Source organism: Gillisia sp. Hel_I_86 (genome assembly GCF_007827275.1).
GTDB lineage: Bacteria > Bacteroidota > Bacteroidia > Flavobacteriales > Flavobacteriaceae > Gillisia.
The window spans coordinates 3,239,593-3,258,924 of record NZ_VISE01000001.1 but is presented as its reverse complement, the minus strand read 5'-3'; the positions used below and the strand labels follow the sequence as shown (position 1 = coordinate 3,258,924).

15 protein-coding genes are annotated in these 19,332 nt (G+C 37.1%); 2 read left to right on the top strand and 13 right to left on the bottom strand.

What is annotated here, in order from left to right:
- Window positions 1-48 precede the first annotated feature (48 nt).
- The 11 genes from JM83_RS14620 to JM83_RS14575 all read right to left on the bottom strand — a co-directional run bounded on the left by JM83_RS14620 (window position 49) and on the right by JM83_RS14575 (window position 14,044).
- Window positions 49-495, bottom strand: a complete 447-nt coding sequence (locus JM83_RS14620) for a PepSY-like domain-containing protein (RefSeq protein ID WP_144962886.1) — start codon at window positions 493-495, stop codon at window positions 49-51.
- A gap of 268 nt (window positions 496-763) precedes the next feature.
- Window positions 764-1,258 (bottom strand): MBL fold metallo-hydrolase, encoded by a 495-nt coding sequence (locus JM83_RS14615; protein WP_144962885.1) that lies wholly within the window; start codon window positions 1,256-1,258, stop codon window positions 764-766.
- Between the two features lie 490 nt (window positions 1,259-1,748).
- A complete protein-coding gene (locus tag JM83_RS14610; RefSeq protein ID WP_144962884.1) occupies window positions 1,749-3,167 on the bottom strand; it encodes a TolC family protein in 1,419 nt (472 codons plus the stop codon).
- Window positions 3,168-4,520 carry an HlyD family secretion protein gene (locus JM83_RS14605; protein WP_144962883.1) on the bottom strand — a complete coding sequence of 451 codons (1,353 nt, stop codon included), beginning with the start codon at window positions 4,518-4,520 and terminating at the stop codon, window positions 3,168-3,170.
- A complete protein-coding gene (locus tag JM83_RS14600) occupies window positions 4,513-6,180 on the bottom strand; it encodes a peptidase domain-containing ABC transporter (RefSeq protein WP_144962882.1) in 1,668 nt (555 codons plus the stop codon). Before JM83_RS14600 ends, JM83_RS14605 begins: the two co-directional genes overlap by 8 nt.
- Window positions 6,181-6,861: a TetR/AcrR family transcriptional regulator gene (locus JM83_RS14595; RefSeq protein WP_144963797.1), complete on the bottom strand. Its 681-nt coding sequence runs from the start codon at window positions 6,859-6,861 to the stop codon at window positions 6,181-6,183. It lies immediately after the preceding gene.
- A 405-nt stretch (window positions 6,862-7,266) separates the two neighbouring features.
- On the bottom strand, window positions 7,267-9,702 hold the full coding sequence (locus JM83_RS14590; RefSeq protein ID WP_144962881.1) for a DUF5916 domain-containing protein: 2,436 nt from the start codon (window positions 9,700-9,702) through the stop codon (window positions 7,267-7,269).
- 530 nt (window positions 9,703-10,232) lie between these two features.
- Window positions 10,233-12,338 carry an elongation factor G gene (locus tag JM83_RS14585; protein ID WP_144962880.1) on the bottom strand — a complete coding sequence of 702 codons (2,106 nt, stop codon included), beginning with the start codon at window positions 12,336-12,338 and terminating at the stop codon, window positions 10,233-10,235.
- A gap of 229 nt (window positions 12,339-12,567) precedes the next feature.
- Window positions 12,568-12,810, bottom strand: coding sequence for a hypothetical protein (locus JM83_RS19735; RefSeq protein WP_315897850.1), 243 nt, complete (start codon window positions 12,808-12,810; stop codon window positions 12,568-12,570).
- A gap of 108 nt (window positions 12,811-12,918) precedes the next feature.
- On the bottom strand, window positions 12,919-13,035 hold the full coding sequence (locus tag JM83_RS19795; protein WP_409994699.1) for a peptide-methionine (S)-S-oxide reductase: 117 nt from the start codon (window positions 13,033-13,035) through the stop codon (window positions 12,919-12,921).
- 61 nt (window positions 13,036-13,096) lie between these two features.
- Complete coding sequence (locus JM83_RS14575) at window positions 13,097-14,044, bottom strand: EamA family transporter (protein ID WP_144962879.1); 948 nt, start codon at window positions 14,042-14,044, stop codon at window positions 13,097-13,099.
- Between the two features lie 255 nt (window positions 14,045-14,299).
- Between JM83_RS14575 and JM83_RS14570 the strand changes: the two genes are divergently transcribed.
- Together JM83_RS14570 and JM83_RS14565 are read left to right on the top strand one after the other, a co-directional pair.
- Window positions 14,300-14,509 carry a hypothetical protein gene (locus tag JM83_RS14570; protein WP_144962878.1) on the top strand — a complete coding sequence of 70 codons (210 nt, stop codon included), beginning with the start codon at window positions 14,300-14,302 and terminating at the stop codon, window positions 14,507-14,509.
- Between the two features lie 212 nt (window positions 14,510-14,721).
- Window positions 14,722-15,543, top strand: coding sequence for a hypothetical protein (locus tag JM83_RS14565; protein WP_144962877.1), 822 nt, complete (start codon window positions 14,722-14,724; stop codon window positions 15,541-15,543).
- A gap of 840 nt (window positions 15,544-16,383) precedes the next feature.
- Here JM83_RS14565 and JM83_RS14560 read toward each other — a convergent pair.
- Together JM83_RS14560 and JM83_RS14555 are read right to left on the bottom strand one after the other, a co-directional pair.
- Window positions 16,384-17,667, bottom strand: a complete 1,284-nt coding sequence (locus JM83_RS14560) for a phenylacetate--CoA ligase family protein (protein WP_144962876.1) — start codon at window positions 17,665-17,667, stop codon at window positions 16,384-16,386.
- A 3-nt stretch (window positions 17,668-17,670) separates the two neighbouring features.
- The gene (locus JM83_RS14555) at window positions 17,671-19,272 is read right to left on the bottom strand and encodes a C45 family autoproteolytic acyltransferase/hydolase (protein ID WP_261376480.1); all 1,602 of its coding nucleotides are present in this window, start codon (window positions 19,270-19,272) and stop codon (window positions 17,671-17,673) included.
- Window positions 19,273-19,332 lie beyond the last annotated feature (60 nt).

Below are 19,332 nucleotides of genomic sequence, written 5' to 3'. Positions count from 1 at the left end.
CCTGTCCAATAGGGCTTTAATACATAAATTGCCTGTAATACCAGAGAGTTATTGGGAGATTACAGAGCCATCTTCTCGGAACTCCACATCCATATTCTTGCCTTTTTGTTTGAATTCCACATCGTAAAAAATGCCTTTTTCAGCACCATCTACTCGCTCCACTTCGGTGATCTCACGATCTGAATATTTTTCAGTGATTACATTCTTAATAGCTTCTGGTAATTCGCCATCTTTTATACTGTTTTCGGTTTCTACCCAAGAACCATCTGCATTAAAATCGGCGCGGTATTTCTCTCCATCTTTCTTAAAATGCGATTCCCAATATCCGTGTTCATCTTGTTTCCAGTCTGGATCGTTCTCTCCTGGATATTTCTTTTCAAAAGCTGTTTGCACCGCTTCGGGCACATCGCTCTTTTTGTCTGCATCTTTTTTATTCTCCTGACAGCTTACAATTCCTATGCTTAAAAAGCTAAGTGGTATCAAATATCGTTTCATATCTATGTTTTTAGATAGTAAAGCTAACAAGACCAAACAGAAATTTCGCTTAACGATATCATAAAATCCCGGAAATGCGTGTTTGGCTTTTCCATGAAGCGCTTTATATTTCCCTAAACTTCCGTTGCCCCACCTTTATGTAAAATGACACATTTTGCCCCTATTTTTTCCACTTCCCTCTTAAACAGCATATCGTTAGCAGGGTTGTGTTTTTTTGAAAAGAAAGCTGGGCAATTGTAATAACAGGGGATCACAAGTTTTGGGCGCATTATTTTACCGTTTGCAAGGCCTCTTGTACACCCATGGTGTTATGGACCGTTTGTCCACCAATGGGGATCATCAAAACATCAGGGTTTTTTATGGATTGCCATTCCCGTGCCTGAAGAAGGATGTCCCCAAGATTAACAACCGTCTTTCCGTCAAGTTCAATATTAAATCCAATTGCTCCCCACCCGATCCTCTTTTTTGGCCCTGGCTTTAGCGTTTTGGAAAATGGCCCCAATTTAAGAAGGAGCTGCCCATGAGTCTTCTTTATTCCCGTAATTAGCACGCCATCAAGCTGGATGGTTTCACCCACCGAAATGGTATATAGCTTTTCTAGTGGCGTTGTAAATGCCAGTCCTTTATTTCGCGGACCAAGCATGAGAGTTTTATCTTTTACATTTTCCACCATGGATTTATTGCAAATTACAGGGGCATTAGAGACTGCCGAAACTTTATCTATATACCAATAATGGTCAGGATCTCCATGAGTCACGAAGATGTGTGATGCTTTTCCATTTAGATTTGGGAATTAAAGTCGTGAACCTAAAAAAATAAAAAAAGAGGGCACCCGGATCAATGGCGATTTTTATATCTTCTGATTCGATGATAAATGCATTGTAAAGGTAGTAGGTGATTTTCATGGGATGTCTTCTTTTTTATCCTTTAATATCCTTTTTTGCTTATTTTCCTTTTATTATCTCTTGTTAAGGATTTCAATTGCAGATGATTTTAGGCCCTTTGGTATCATACCTCCCAGGCTTGGAAAAAAGCCATTTTCGGGACCGTCGAAAGCCAAAAAACAATAAAAAGTGAAGCCTCTGCCCATACGAACAATACACCCACTGGTATTGTGACTTTTCCAATTGGGCTTATTGGACTTAAACTAGAGTAAATGTAATTGTATAAACAACTAACAATCAATGATATATATCATTTTGTGATCCTGTTTTCTAGTCTGTTTTTAAGGATAGGGGATTTTCTGATAAAATCTATTGCCCAAGCTCTTCAGAAACACCCATGGCATTAAATAAATTAGCATGCGCATCCAGAAACTTGATTTGCAAAGTATTTGCTTTCAATGTAGCTTCAATTAATTTCTGTTCTCTGGAATTAATTAAAAACAGTGAACTTTCCCCTAACTCGAATTTACGCTCCTCTGCTGCTAACATCGTTTGGTAATCCACCACGATCTCGTAAATAAGCTCGTTTTGTTGCTGCAAGGATTCAATTTCAATAGCAACAGCTTTAATCTTGTTTTGAAGGCTTACTCCCGTTGCTGACCGCTCAAAATTAGCGTCCTGAAGCTTTAGATTTGCCAGCTTAACCGCTCCCCTTTCCTTCCTAAGAAATAAGGGCATGCTAAAGCTGGCTCCTGCTTTATAATTTTCAGTATTAAAAGTGTTTAATTGTTCTGCTTCCGGGCTTAGGAAATTATATTGAAAGTCTAATTTTGGTAATAATTTGTTTCGTTTTAGCGATCGTTCTACTTCCAATCCTTTCACCTTAGCGTCTATACTTCTTATCTTTGGATGATTCACACTGGATTGGCTTTCACTGCTAATTCCTTCCAGGTACAACGAGCTCGATAAAATGGCATCATTTGGTAAAATCGGCACAATATCTTCGTTTATCTCTACCGGCACATCGTTCACCCATAAAAAATTACTGGCTTTTAAAGCTGCTTTTTTGGTTTTAAGCTTCGCCGCTTCTAAATTCAACTTTCTGGTTTGTAGCGTTATTTTTGCTTCGGTGGCATCTATCGCTGCTTTATCTCCTTCTTCTACGCTTCTTTTAACTCCTTGAAACCGTAGTTGGGCATTGGTGGTAAAATCTACATAGATAACTTGTTCATTATAGGCTTCCACCCATTCCAGATAAGCCTTGCTTGCTTCAAAAATCAGGTCGTTTACCATCAAATCACGTTGGGCTTTCGTTTGGTGTATATAAAAACGAGCTTTTTTCAGCATTGCCATACGTTCATTCATCAATAATCCTTGCGCAAGGGAAAAAGAGACCCCCGCACTATACAGTCCCCCTTCTGGAACTTGTAAACTCGGATTTAAATACTGCCCCGTATTCTCTTCAAAATTGGCTTTAAATTCCACCCCATACCAGGTAGGTATTTTAAAGGTTGCATTTAGCAAATCGTAATATTCGACACTTTTAAATTGCTTGCGGCCATAATCTACCTCGATCTTAGGATCAAATCCACCTCGAGCCTCCAACAAATTGGCTTCGCCAAAACTAAGTTGCAGGTTGGCTTGCTTTAAAAGGGGATGATGCTGCTTTACATATCCCAAATACTCTTCAAAAGAAAGTACTTCACTAACTGAATTTGTGTTCTCTTGACCTCTAGTACCAAGAGTAGAAACAAATACAATTGCTACAACTACAAGTAAGTTCTTCATTTACTTTTTGGTTTTTGTTGAATTGGAATCTTTTGGGGTATAATAATTAGGGGGAAATCCATTAAGCTTTCTCCAGATCTCGTACCAGATGGGCACATCTTCCAGTAAGGCAAAAGTAAGTGCGCCAGATCCTACCCTTACATTTTTGGGCCAAGGTTCATGCTCCTTATCTGGAGCAATAAGAATTCTAAATTTACCATTGGCACTTATAAAAGTTTCTATTGCTACTATTTTTCCAGAGTATGTTCCAAAGGTAGCACCAGGCCAACCGCTAAAAACAATTGCCGGCCACCCATCAAATTGAACGCGCACACGCTCATCCAAATGCATTAAAGGAAGATCTATTGGGTTTACATATGTTTCTACGGCGAGGTCGTAATTAGAAGGCATGATCCCCACTAACTTTTCACCTTCTTTAAACGTCTCCCCCAATCCTGCCCTTAAGGCCTTATTGATATATCCATTTTGTGGGGCGGTTATATACATCATGGCACTGCGCAACTCGTAATTGGTAGACCTGTTTTCCAGTTTGCTAACCTCTGCCTCTGCTTCAAATTGATTCGATTCGGCTGTAAACCTCTCGCTACTGGCCTTTGCTATTTTATCTGCATATTCAGCGGCTACCCGACTTATTTCCACTTCGGCATTGATTACATTGTTTCTGGTGCTGAGCAGTTTATTCTCTTGGGAATTTAATTTGGCTTCTGTTTCCTGAAGTTTCAGTCGCTTCTCTTCCACCTCTGTCATGGCTTTTAAACCTTCTGCTTGTAAAGTCTGCGTTCGGGAAAACTGGCGCGCTGCAATATCCCTATTGGTGTTGGCTGCCTGTAGATCTATACTATCGGTTTTTACTTTTAAACGCGCTTGCATCAATTTATTTTCTGCTTGCTGTAATTTCAATCTGCGTTCTTTGTTAAGCGCTGAAATTTGACCTTGCAAAGCAGCTATCTTTCCTTGATAAGAAGTTACAGACCTATTTTTGGCATCCCGTTGATCTCTGGTTCGCTCCACTAAAAGCGGATCTTGATATTCATTTTTAATTTCCGAAATAAATAAAATAGTATCTCCTTTCTTAACAAAATCACCTTCCCGAACATACCATTTTTCTATCCGTCCCGGGATAGGAGATTGTATGGTTTGTGGCCGTTGATCTGGTGTGAGCGTGGTAACATAACCATTTCCCGACACATTTTGTGTCCAAGGTAAAAACAGGATCACCAAAGCTATAATTCCCAAGGCGAGTAAAAACCGATTGAATATTTTAAAATGCTTGGACTTAAATGCTTTCTCAAAAGCCTTATATCCCACCAATGTTACGTTCTTGTTGAGCTGATTTCGGGAGATATTAAGCATTTGTAGTCGTTTTTATGGTTCCATTTGTCATCTTTATGGTTTGGGTACAATATCTCCTCCACATAGCATTTCTGGAAGAAACAATAATGGACCATGGCTGTTCATTATGGGTTAGGTAAGTTATGATCTCTTTAGAGTCCTGTGTTTCAAAATGTTCCAAAGGATCTTTGAGCAACAATAATTCTGGCTCATGCACTATTGCTCTGGCAAGTACTATACGCTTTGCAATAGTATAGGGAATTTGTTTCCCTTCCGAGTATAACTTGGTTTTTAAACCCTTTGGTTGTTCTTTAATAAAACTAAGTAAACCTAAATTTTTACAAACTTCGTTCACCCTGGTTATTGTGATCTCAGGGTCACCAAAAGTTATATTTTCCAAGATAGTTCCTTCAAAAGGATGTTGTTCTGGTAAGACTTGTCCAATCTTTCTTCGGTATTTATTGGGCCATATTCCCTTTATTGAATTTTCATTAATATATAAGGAACCCTTGGTGGGATAGATCAATCCCGAAACTAGCTTTAATAAAGTTGTTTTTCCCGAACCTGTTGTTCCTTCTAAAAGAATGCGCTCTTGTTTACCAATAGACAAATTGATATCCTTTAAAATATCCATTCCATCTGAAGTAGTGTAATGAACATGTTCCAATTCCACCTTTAAAGGCTGTGGGTTGGCAAAAGGATTTATCCCATCTTGGGGTTCTAATTTTTTATCTACAACCTGACCTATTTTCTCTAAGGAAGTAAGCACATCGTAGAAGGTTTCCAATCCTGTGATTAATTTTTCTACGGAAGTAATCACCAATAAAATAATAATTTCTGCAGCTACAAATTGACCAATGTTCATTTGTTGATTAATAACCAGCAAACCACCAATTACTAAAAGTCCAGCAGTTACCAGAATCTTAAAACCAATCATCTGAATAAATTGAAGCACCAAAACTCTAAAATGACTTTCTCTGGCAACTAGATACGAAGTTGTGAGCTTATCATTTCTATCCATTGCAAGGGAAGTTTTTCCAGAGAGCTTAAAGCTTACCACAGATCTGGCTATTTCTTGTAACCAATGTGCCACCTTGTATTTGTTCTTCGATTCTTTAAGGCTTGTTTCCAATCCTTTCTGGGCTGTGAATTTAAAAACAATGTAGATGAGCAGGATAAGAAGGATCCCATATATTATAAAAAAAGAATGATAGAATGAGAGCAATATAATCCCAAATATAATCTGTAAAACAGCTGCGGGAAAATCTATTAATATTTTGGATAATCCTTTTTGAACTGTTAGCGTATCAAAAAATCTATTTGCTAATTCTGGTGGATAATAGTTATGCAATTCACTGGTTTTTATTTTAGGAAACCTATATGCAAATTCGAAAGAAGATCTTGTAAATATCTTTTGTTGAATACTTTCCAAAATTCGTATTTGCATAAGTTGCAAGGCTCCTTGAAATGCAACGCCCATGGTAACTAGTACCACAAGAACTATCCACGAAGAAGATATTTGTGCACCTTGAATTAAATTAATGATCGCTTGTATTCCCAAAGGGAGGGAAAGTGCAACAATTCCTGCTGTTAAAGCGTAGTAAAATATGTGTTTTAAATCTCGTTTATCCAGCTGAAGCAAGCCAATAAATCGTTCCCAGGGAGACATTGTATTTTTCATTTAAGATACTATATTTAAAGACTTAAAAACCAGGTTTTTATAAAATTCTGAAGGGGTGATCGATTCATTGCAATCGGTTATATTTGGGAAATGTTCTTTTAAGAAATGCTGGTGCAAAGAACCTTCTACAAGGGTACCAGCCAAACTAATCGGATATTTATAGGAGGGGTCTACTGCAGCTATTGCTTCTTTTATACGCAGGATCAGTCGTTTATAGATAGAAAAATACCCTTCTTTATTTTCTGTATCTACCTCTTTGGTCAAAAAAGATTTTGAATATTCATTGATCACGATCTTACTTAATTTAACCTCGTTGATATGAGAAAAATTGGAATCTGTTTCTATAGATTTAGTGACCAACAGAATAATTTCTTCCAGTTTTTTCTTTGGGTTGGAAATACTAAAAGTTTTAATAACCATTTGATATTCTAGCCAGGCCCAGTACCAAGATGTTAGATATAGCAATAACTTATGTTTATTCTCAAAATAGCGGTATATGGAGCTTTCATTGGATTTTATAACGATGCCCAACTTTTTAAATGTAAAGGCTTCAAAGCCTATTTCGTTAATAAGATCTATACTATTGGTAATAATACTTTTCCCTAATACTGACGATTCCGGATCTTTCAGATAAGTTTTGTCATTGACATTGATCCTCAAATTTTTAAGTAAATCTTCCATATTAATATGTTTGATTGCAAATATAATAGTAATACTATTATATTCAAATAGTTTAACTTTCATTTTTGATATGATGAAACAATTAGAGGATAGAATGGTACATAGAAAGCTTATTCACATTCAAGATAATCTAGGATAAATATTTGAACTAAGTCCCATCACTTTCATTTGATGCCTCGGGGCAAAGAACCTAAATTTTGTATTTCACCTTACCCAGAACCGCCAAAAAGGACAGTTCTGACCCTTTGCATTCCTCTCGCTTTGCTCGTCGGATGCATAAGGAGAGGTGAAACGGAAACCCCGAGGCAGAGCCATCGGGGAATTTTATAGATTAAACCCTCAATGGGGATTAAAATTTATACTTTTAAGAAGGGTCTTATTTTTAAAATTTATTTGAATTCAATTCTAAGATTTCTGCTTTTTCAACAATCCCGAAACCTGATTATAATCCAAAAAGTATTGTAGTTTTAATGAAAATACATGATTAATGGGTTGTTCGAACAAGGTATCTAGACTTTGGGTATAAGAATCCCGTGCTGCAGTATCGAAATTAAACAACTGGTTTCTGTAAAGTGCAGTTACAAAACTCCCCGGGGCAAATTGCCAGGAATAGCCAAGATCGAAATTCCAAGTTGTAAAATTGATGTCTGGATTGTCCGGGATAGTAGTCTTTGTATATCCTGTGGCATTGGTAACCCTACCATTATCCAATAAACTGAACAGTTGATCCTCATAATCCACAGTGCCCCAGTAATTTCTCAGCGTAAGGGATAGAGTGTTATTAGGATTAAAATTATAACTGGCATTAAAGGTTTGCTCGATCTCTACTCGATCCCTATCCCCAAAGATCACCTCTTCTCCTATTTGAGCAACATAGCCCCGATCTCCAAGATAATGATCGCGATAGAAAAAATAGGAGATCGTAAATTTATCGTTAAAACGAAATCTAGGTCCAAACCCAAACCAGTAATCAAAATAATCACGTCCATTTTCTAGAAATGTTTCTGTACCTATATTTGCACTTAACGCTACTTTCTTGTTGTTGTTGGATTGCCACCACCCATTTACGTTCACACCATTTTCAGTAATAAAATAACTGCCGGCTTTTCTGGGTTCAAAATAATCATATTGTTTCCCCGGTCTCAAATTAATATTGAATCCCATTTGGTTTAATTTTTTGAAGGTTCCATTGGCACTTATTCCCATTCCAAGACCTGTAAAAGAGCTTGGATTCGCCAACCTTGTATAATTAACATAGAAATTAGCAAAATAACGGTTCCATTTGCCAGAAGGCTCAAAGGTTCGGTAGTTGATATCGATCCCAAAGTCGTTATAATTGTTCCTATACTGTAAACCAAGATCGTTGGGATCGTATTTCGTATCGGCATAACTGTGATCTATGCTATATCTAAAATTACCATGTGCTTTACGGGCCGCAAAAAATGAACTAAACCCTGTTTCCATACCAGACTCCAAATTGAGATTGCTCATTTTAAGATCGCCACGAACCTGATAGGTATTACGCTTATTGGTAATATCAGAGGTAAGTGCGGTAACATTGGCATCTCTAAAAGAACTTTCCCGGGTTACATTGGTATTGATGATCCCTATGGAGGAATTACCATTAAATTGCTGATCTACAACGATGATGTTATAGTTGGTAAAGGGTTCTACCACTTCTAGCCTTCTCTCTTTGGTATCTATATTTTCTATGGTCGCTTCCGCCTTTTCTGTAAAGGAATTGAAGAAGCCCAGTCCCAATCCTTTTTTGGTCCTTCCTGAAACTTTAATGGCATTCAGCACCTTTACAGATTCCGGATAATCCACTACTTCTTCATTAACGGAAGTTACAGGATCTGTAATGGGCGCGCCCCCTACCCTTCTGGAGAAAAATAGGTTTCCTTTAGAGAAAAGATCTACTCCTTCAGTAAAAAATTGTCTTTGTTCAGAAAATGTTTGCTCAAAAGGCCCCAGGTTTAAGGTGATATTATCGAAACCAGTCTGTGAGAAGTCCGGAATAAGGGTAGCGTCTAACGTAAAGTTTTCGGTAAGTCCAAATTTCACGTCCAGGCCTGCATTGAAATTAGACTCATACACGCCATCAAAACTGTTTTGCACGGTTGAAATAAATGGATATAATGAAAGTCTTGTTGGGGGATCCAGATCGCTTAGACCCTTTAATTCCCCATGGTACAAACCAATATTCCCTTTGGAAACATCTATGGGGTTCCAAGTGTATTGAGATTCATCCCTTCTAAAACGTCTATGAAACTGGATTCCCCAGGTTTCCACATTGTCATTATCGAATCTCAGGCAGCGATAAGGGATCTTCATCTCCACGATCCAACCATCATCCACGATCTCTACGGCACTGCTCCAAACGCTGTTCCAACCAAAATCTTCCCCTACACTAGGGTTAGAAATGGCATCGGCTTGGGTTCCGGAAGCAAATACAAAGAATTCGGTATCATTTTGAGCATCATTATTCGGGTTTACGATAAAGCCGAAGAAATCTGAATTCCCAAAATTATCTCGACTCGAAAGTTGCTTTGATATTTTGGAAGGATCGTCATATAAATGGGCAGCGATGTATAGCGCGGAATTGTCATAGGTCATTTTTACCACCGTCTTATTTCCCTCGGTATCCCTAACATTTATATTTGGACGAAACTGAATAAAGCCAGCAGCTTCCTCTGCGGTAGCCCATGCAGCATCATCCAAGATCCCATCGATTTTTGGAGCTACTTGAGTTCGTTGAATTTGAAGTTGTTTTTTTGCTTCTTGTGCATTTACATTAAAACAAAATGTGATTAAGATGAAGGTTAAATATGGTAGTTTCATTAAAAGATGATTGATGTATCTAAAAGACCCCTTTAATCTCTGAATGTTACAAAAAAGCATGATTTTTTTATAATTAATCAGTTTTTTATCAAGCTGAGGCCCCATGATAAAAAATATCTGGCGTAGGAAATTGACCTATTTTTTGAATATTTAATGAAATGCTGAAACAAGTTCAGCATGACGGCAATACAGCATCGTCACCCTGAGACCTGTGATAAAAAATTTATCTAGCGTAGGTTTTTGATGTAATTTTCGATTTTCTAATGAAATAGATGCTGAAACAAGTTCAGCATGACGGCAATACAGCATCGTCACCCTGAACTGGTTTTAGGGTCTATTAATTGCAAATAATTAAAAATACGTCAATGGTAATTTATTTCAGAGCCTACCCCAACATTTATCCGGGGGTCTCAATATTGCATTGATTTACATTGAAATGAGATTCTGAAACTCCCGAACGGTCGGGACAAAATGACGTCATTTTTCAGTTTAGGATACTTTACGGACAAGCGATATACACATTCTATTTTCTAAGTATTCACCAATTCTTTTTGAACATTTATGGGTACGGGTTGATAAGAAGAAAAGGCCATTTTAAAGGAAGCCCGTCCTTGAGTTAAGGATCTTAGATCTGTAGAAAATCCAAATAATTCTGCTTCTGGAGCAATACATTTTAAGACCTGATAAGTATCACTGGATTCAATTCCTTGAATGATGGAACGTCGTGTTTGCAACTCTGTCATCACATTGCCCACCATTTCATCTGGGACTTTTACCGTGAGTTCCATAGTAGGCTCTAGCAATTTAGGATTTGCATTTAAAAAAGCTTCCTTAAAAGCATGAGCTCCTGCAATTTTAAAAGAGATATCGTTAGAATCTACCGAGTGCATCTTACCGTCCAGAGCCATTACCCGAACATCCCTTATATAGGAACCTGTAAGCGGGCCCTCCTCCATCACTTCCAAAACACCTTTCATAATAGAAGTTAAATAACGCAGGTCTATGGCACCACCAACAATGCAGTTATAAAACACCAATTTCCCTCCCCAGGGAAGATCTACTTCCTCTTTTCCCCGTATGCTAATGCCTTCGGGTTCTGGAATTCCTTCATACCAAGGTTCAATTTTCATATGAACCTGTGCAAATTGTCCCGAACCTCCCGATTGCTTTTTATGCCGATAGTTGGCCGCGGAAGCTCTTTGAATGGTTTCCCTAAAAGCGATCTTTGGCTTTTCAAATCGAGCTTCTACCCCGTAATTGTTTTTTAAGATCCAATCTATTATTGCCAAATGTAATTCTCCCTGACATTTTAATATGAGCTCATGGGATTCATCTGCAAAAGAGACCGCTACCGTTGGATCCTGACTATGGATCTTTTTTAGTGCCTCGTTCAGCTTTTCTTCATCTTTGGTGTTTACTGCAAATACTGCTTTTCTTATTCTAGGTTCGGGGTACTGGATAGTATTAATTTCCAGTTTTCTATCTGTTGTCGCAAGCACATCGTTGGTTTCGGTATATTTTAGTTTTAAGGTAGCTCCAATATCCCCAAAGTTTAATTTATTAACAGGATTCCTGTTCTTCCCATCCATAATAAATAGCTGGTTTAAGACTTCTGATTCTCCATTTCGGGAATTCCATACCCTGTCGTTTACTTTTATCTCCCCATTAATTACCTTAAAGAAGGTTATTTGTCCCAGATTGGGTTGATGTACTGTCTTAAATACAAATAGTACTGTAGGATTCTCCTCCTTGGTGGCTAATTTTTCTTTTCCAGCTAGGTTTTGTGTTAGTTTTAAATCGGTGGCGGCAGGAGCCACATTATCTATAAAACCCATTAACCGACCACTTCCCATATCGTTTAAGGCAGACATACAAAACACTGGGAAAAGGTCATGGTTAAGCATACCAGCTTTTATGCCCTTCCGCATTTCGTCCTCGGTGAGGCTTCCTTTTTCAAAGAAGAGTTCCATCAATTCTTCGTCATTTTCAGCTGCTTTTTCCACTAGCTCATTGTGCAGCTTTTCAGCCAATTCTTTCTGATCTTCCGGAATCTCCAACTTTTTAGGTTTCCCGCCATGGGCCGAAAATTGGTACATTTTCATCTTCAGTAGATCTATAATACATTGTAGACCATCTATGACCAATGGATACTGCATCTTGATGGCATTCTGCCCTACTAATCCATATAGGCTTTTAAAACTTTCTTCAAAATTGAATGCCGGATGATCTATTTGATTAATAACAAATATGGTGGGCTTATGGTATTTATTGATATAACCCCAAATAATTTCGGTGCCCACTTCTACCCCATGCTGTCCATTTAAAACAGTGACCACCGTATCTGCCACATGAATGGAGGAGATGATTTCACCGATAAAATCGTCAAGGCCTGGAGTATCTATGATATTAATTTTATAGTTGCGCCATTCGGTATGCAAAGGGGTGGCAAAGACGGAATTCCCTTTTTCGTGTTCTATTTCATGAAAATCTGATACTGTATTTTTGGTTTCTATACTGCCGCGCCTATTAATTAGCCCGGCTTCGAACAACATGGTTTCTGCCAAGGTGGTCTTGCCAGTGTTATGGGCTCCTACAAAAACTACATTTTTAATGTGTTTATCGTCGTATATTTTCATCGGTATCTTTTTAGAGATGTTAAAAATTGTATGGAATTATTTTTTTCTGAAATTTTCAATTCTAATTAAAATCAAGGATAGATATCGCACGGTTTAAACCGCTTATATTGAAACACCTAAAGATAATAAATAAGTGCCTTTTATTTTATTGCCAATCCCAAAAAAAACCTATAAAACGTGAAGCTTTTTACTTTATTCTCAAATCTGAAGCTATGTTTTCTAAAAATTGTTACAGTAACACTTTTAGTTTTGGAGCTATAAAAGATTTACGAAAAGGTTTTTGAGGATCATTGCGGTAGTAATTATGAAGTTCTTCCCTGGAGGCTTTCAATGCTCTAAAAGGATATACTTGTGCTATAAGCTTATTTTTGAAATCTGGCTGAAGATTTTCTATGATTTTTGACGCATTCCCATTTTGGATATTAGAATATGTGTGCCCCCCAGACCTCATTTTTTTCCGCATACTGTGCATAGAAGTAGTTTATGAGTGTAGAGGTGAATTTCTATAAGTCGTTTGAGAGGTATCTCTTCTGAATCGAAATGTACGAGCACAGCTTCAGGAAAATTGGAATTATCACCCCTACAGGCCACATGGCCCTGCGCTACTTTTTTCAACCCCGATCAGCGATTGAAAAACAACTTCGGTACACCAATGACAACCACCTCCTAATGCAATTATTTCAAAATAATTCGGCATCTTCTATTGATTATGTGGTTAATTTCAAGAAATTTGGATAGTATCAAAAAAGTATTTTCTTCTATTCTATCTCCACGTTTCTTGGTCTCACCCGACCTTTAAACCTAGATAAAAGGATTAGCTTCTTTTTAGTGTTTATAAAATACACCCCCGTTAGAAGAACGACAGCTGCAATAGAAGACTGCAGGGTAATTTGTTCATTTAAAAAATACCAGCCCAGTGCCATTGCAATAATTGGATTTACATAGGTTGAAGTGGCTACTTTCTCTGGGGATACCACTTTCAAAAGATAATTGAAAGACGTAAATGCAACAATACTTCCGAAGAGAATTAATAGGATCATGGAAAGCTGCACTTCCCCACTCCAAGTGGTTGGGAGCGACCAGCTTTCTCCCACCATAAAACTAACCAACATAAGCATGATCCCGCCAAAAAACATCTGATACCCGGTATTCACAAAATAATTGGTAGGAAGATCTGCTTTCCCAACAAAAATGCTTCCGTAGGCCCAACTTAACAAACATAGAAAGATCATCCCCATTCCAATCAAGGAATTTTTATCGCTTATAATTTGTTTTTGACTCACCAAAAGGAACATCCCGATTATTCCCATACCAACACCAATTAATGACATGGTTTTTATTTTCTTGCCTTGTAGGATTCGTAATAAGAACAATACGATCAAGGGTTGTGCAGAGATTTCTAAGGCCGCAAAACCGCTATCTACAAACCTGAGCGCCCACACCACAAATCCATTACCGAAAGTTAAAAACAGAAAGCCTACAATTATGGTATTTTTCAACTGTTTTTTGGTAATGGAAAGATTTATTCCTAAAAACTTACAAAGGATAAATATTAGGAGTCCTGCAGTAATAAACCGGATAGCTGCTAACATGAATGGAGCCAACTCGCTTACCGCAATCTTATTTAAAAGGTAGGTAGATCCCCAGATAACATATATTGAAAAAAAGCATAGTATAACAAGTATTTTATTTGGCGTCTTTCCCATCTGGCATTGCATATTTAAGAATGTGCAATATTAAGCATAAACTCTAATTCATCGTTCAAATAGATTTTAGAATTTCAAGTTTCCTTATCCAAAATTTGTAGTGATCCAAAATCTAATTTTTGGCCAGTTAACCTCATGGTATCTTCGATATTGCCTACGTTAAGTCTATATTAACAGTACTTTATATAAAATTTATTAAAATTAAAATTCCATCTCAGTAATTTTATTGGTGTAATAACCAATCAAAAATAAATTATGGCCGAAATAAAAATCAAGAAAAAGGCACCCGTATGGCCTTGGATCCTTTTAATATTAATAATTATTGGAGGACTTTTCTTTTTATTCTTTTACGGAAGTGAAGAGGAAGGCAATCTCATCGATGATGATACCACCGAATTTGAGGAAGTAACTTTCTTGGATTCCCATCACTCCGAAGCAAGAGTGGGAAGAATTGAATACTCTTAAGATTTTTTTTTTGGTAGTTTGCCAAGCAATGACTTACGAAAAATGGCATTTTTCGAGATTCTTGAAAATCCCACATCCCTACCTAAATCGCAACAGATTTCCTATACCTGTTTAATTTTTAAATTGAATGGAAATTATAATTGCTTTCAATCAACATGGGAGCTTTGCTAAATTTCTTCATTTATACTTATAAACATAAAATATTAATGATCATGAAAGAACAAAAAAAACATTTATACTATCTCAACGAATTATCAGATTATAAAGTAGACAGTCATTACCCAGATGTACGGGGATGGTCCGTAAAAGATCGTGATAACAGGGTTATTGGAAAAGTGGATAATCTCTTGGTAAACAAAAATTTGATGAAAGTGGTCTATCTGGATGTAGAAGTAGATAAAACAATCCTCGATGCTAACTATGATCCCTACCGCAATGCCCAAAATTCAGGAGTGCGGGAATTTGTGAACAAAGAAGGAGAAAATCATGTGATCGTGCCAATAGGTATGGTGCATATACATGAAGAGCAAAAATATGTACATACAGAAAGTATCAATCACCAAACCTTTGCAGAAACAAAACGGTATAAAACCGGTGATAATGTAGATCGAGAGTATGAAGTTTTTGTTATGGATAGCTATAACAGGCATAGTAAAAAACATGCAGTCATGCAAGACACTCCCGATCCTATTGCACACAAGGAATCCCCATATCGCGCAGATCGAGAAGCAGATCGAATGGAAAATAATAATGAAAATTTAAATACTGATATTGAATGGAGCGAGGAGCGACGAAAATTGGAGGTGGAGCGCCATAAATTAAGGGAAGAACGGCTTAAGTTGGAAGAGGAACGCAGAAGATTGGAAACTGAAAGAAATTTGAGAGACCGGAACCCCGATAGCAACACACAGAGGGATACCTCAAATCAGGATGCAAGAAGAGGGAGAAATATTTCTTCTGATGATCTCTTTCCAGACGATGATTCCTTCTATGACAGAGGAGAATTTGAAAGAAAAAATTATAGGAAAAGTTAAAATAAAAATCAAATAGGATTCAATTTAATTTATAGATTGGTTGTAATCTGCTTTATGTCCTATAGTTGTTTCGTCACCCTGTCCCGAAAGTTTTCGGGATTATTTCAGGATCTCAATTTACTATATTGATTCTTAGTGTTATATGATCCTGAAACTGCCGAACGGTCGGGACAGAATGATGTTGTTTATCATTTTAGGATACTTTACGTATATAGAGATTATTACGATTCCCCGCCACCTTACCAGTAAAGGAAAAAATATCTATTGATGGATTTTTGTCAGCTTGGGACCCGTGATAAAAAAAATTATCTAGCGTAGGAAATTGACGTGTATAAAATTCTATTAGAGGAAATTTATTTCCAGGTTTTTAAGATTTTCAGGCCAGTTTGGCATTGTTCGGCGTTTTGTTGGTTCTTTGGATATTGCCACGAATTCACGAATAATTTTCCAGGATTTTTAAAAGCAATAATTCGTGCATTCGTGACCAATGATCCTGTTTATCGTTAGCCATCCTAAAACCTTTGATAAAAGTATATAGCATAGCAAATTGATGTGTTTTACGAATCCATCAATGGTAGACCTCTACACAATTTTGAAAAATAAAACTGGTTTTTCAGCTTTTTTGATTTTCAGTTTGATAATAAATTACTTCACGGATAACGGAGGCGAAATGTGAAATGAATTATTGATTATAAATTTTCCGCAGATCTCACAGATTTTCGCAGATTTATTTGTGTTTATCAGCGTAATCTACGGGATTACTATTTATCACTTTGAGATTGTTTGCAAAAATTTTTAAAATCAAAACTGGTTTTCAGCTTGAAGAATCTTTTAGAGCTTCTAACCCCTTAAATCAATAAAAAGCACAGGTTTTCTGCTTCCTATTGGATTCTTTAAATTGTTTATTTCTATATCGTTTGTCATCTCAATTTTAGGAATTACTTGCAATCGTGTTTGAAAATGTTGTTTTAAACCTTCTTGTTCTAATTTGGATAAGGAATTGGAAATTTTAATAGTCAGTAAATCCATTTCGGTTTCATCTTTTTGAACAACGACCACAAAATTGGAAATGGTATTAAATTCTACAAGCACATCTAAAATATGCTGCGGATATAAGCTGGTACCTTTATATTTGATATGCTGTTTTTTCCTTCCCAAAACCGGACTTAATCTCATGGTATTTCTTCCACATTTGCATGTTTCGTTTGTATAGCTTACCAAATCCCCGGTTGCAAAACGCAACAGCGGCATAGTTTGCACTTGCAAGGTGGACACTACCAACTCCCCTATTTCATCGATTTTCACTGGCTTTCCTTCCTCATCCAAAACTTCTGTATAAACCAATTCGGGCTGAATATGGTTTCCTAAGTGATGTTCACATTCCGTAAAGGCCGTAGCCATTTCTGTAGAAGCGTAGGTAGAGAATAATTCGATATCCCAAAGTTCTGTGATTTTTTTTCCCAAAGCATTCAATTCAAAATTCCGGTCTCTAAGAGGTTCGCCTATACAAATAGCAGCTTTTACAGAGGAATTTTTATAATCTATTGCGTTCGCTCCTGCATACTCTATCATTTTCAACAAAAACGAGGGCACCGCTACCAAATAATTTGGTTTAAAGCGCTCTATGGAATCCCATTGTAAATGTGGCATTCCGCTACCGGTTCTAATTATTCCAGCACCTAGCTTTCTTAATCCAAGATAATAAGCCATACCCGCAATGAACCTTCTATCCAAGGTAGTTGTGATTTGAACCTTATCCCCCTTTAAAACACCAATCAATTTAAAAGATTGCATTTCATTAATTGCCAATCTTTCCAGATCGGCTTCATTCAATAAAAAATTCACAGGACTTCCCAAAGTTCCAGAAGTGGTAACATGGTCTATGATCTCTTCTTCGGGCACGCAAAGGAATTCTTTATTATATTGCTGAAGGTCCTCCTTGGTTGTTAACGGAATCAATTTTAGAGCTGCTTCTGTCTTGATTTCACTAACATCTATACAATGCTCTTTAAAGAGCTTCTTATAGAATTTGGAATGCTTTTGAAGATATAGTAACTGCTTCTGCAATTCCAACCATTGGATTCTTGCAATCTTCTCTACGGATTCGGTTTGGATAGGAGTCATATTTTATAGTTTTCGGATGCTTTTAGCAATCATCTTTTCCAGATAATTCAGGTCTGTTAAGGTAGTCACTTCCCTCTTTTTAGCTTGTTTAAAATTTATAATTGCTTTTTTATACTTTTTTTGCTGAAAATAATAATCCCCAGCCAAGGCATATGCTTTCCAATAATTTGGGTTTAACTGAATCAATTTATCGAAATCTTCAGTTTTTACAGTTTTTACAGGTTTTCCATCTGCCACTAACTGATAGAGTTTTCTGTATAAAATCCTGAATTCTTCATAATCCCTAAACTCATCTGAATAGATAAATTCATCAGCAGAAATAGTTTCCGAGGCATTCATCACACTTTTTAGATTAGGACCTTTTTCAAAAATATTAAAAGCAGCATCAAGATCATAAGCCACAAAAGCCCCCAACTGGTAAGGATTTGCGCTCACCCATACTTTTCTTTCTTCAGGTTTAAAAATAATGCCATGGTGCGCAAGAAGCTGATTGATTGCTTTCTCATTTCCAAAACCTAAATCGGCACCTAAAAGACCATCTTTGTTTCTCAATATTGCGGCTGCCTTTTCTGGGTTCAAAGAAGTATTCGTAGCTAATAATTCCTTCATTCTATCATATCTATACTGGGTATGACTTTCCAAAATTGCTTCAGAATTTCTTTTGTCGTCCTGAAATTCCTCGCTCTGAAAATGATTGCTACAAATTAGCTGCTCTGAATTTGGCACTTCATAAACCCCAAAATTATTCGGGGAGACTTCAATTAAGATCGCCTTGTTTTCCGCAGCACTTCCAATCATAATGGATTCAGAAACAAAAACCTCCCTTTTTCGAGCGATTGCAATGGCCTCCTCTGTGTTTTCAGCATATTGAAGGATTTCTCTTGCCACTAGTGAAATAGGTGTTTTAGCAATCAACGGAATCTTGGATTTTGCTGCATTTATGGTAACGGTAAGGCCTCTTTCGTTCATACCGCTCACTACTCCAATCATTCCTCCCCATGTGTACATCATAAATTTATGACCTTCATCCGGGTTTATAAAGGCTATTATCTTTTCTTCTGCAAACTCATCTCCGGCATAAAAATCAAAATTCCTGCCCAACAATAATTTTCCGTCATCGGTATTCGTGTCCCAAGCAGCAAAAGAGGTGCATCCAACAAGCATAAGGTCTTGCAAGGCATGGCCAATATCGTGCGCTCCATGTAAATACAGCATTCGTAGGTAAGCAGGAGCAAAAGAATTGTGTTTTGGCAATGCAAATCTTGAGATTCCATAAATTTCTTGCTTGTATTCCTCTGGGATATACAAATAGATTTTCCGATTAAACCAACCTATCATTTTGCTTAAAAAATTCTGATAACCACCAGAGGGCACCAAGGATTCTATCTTGGTCATAAATGCCATTTCCTGCTTATGCATTAACTCGCGGGTAAGGGAGCCATTTATAATCCCCCGTTCCAGGGCACCTCCTTCTATATATAATTCCCAGATCCCATATTTGTTCTTTAGAAGTGTGTTTTTTCCTATGGAATAAAGACTGTCGTTATGTTTGGTTCTAAGCGTATCTACCTTTTCCAACCCAGAAATATCGGGTCTGCTCTGCATGGATTTATTAATCCCACAGGAGAATTGTAAAAGGATAATAAAAAGAATAGCCCCAACACG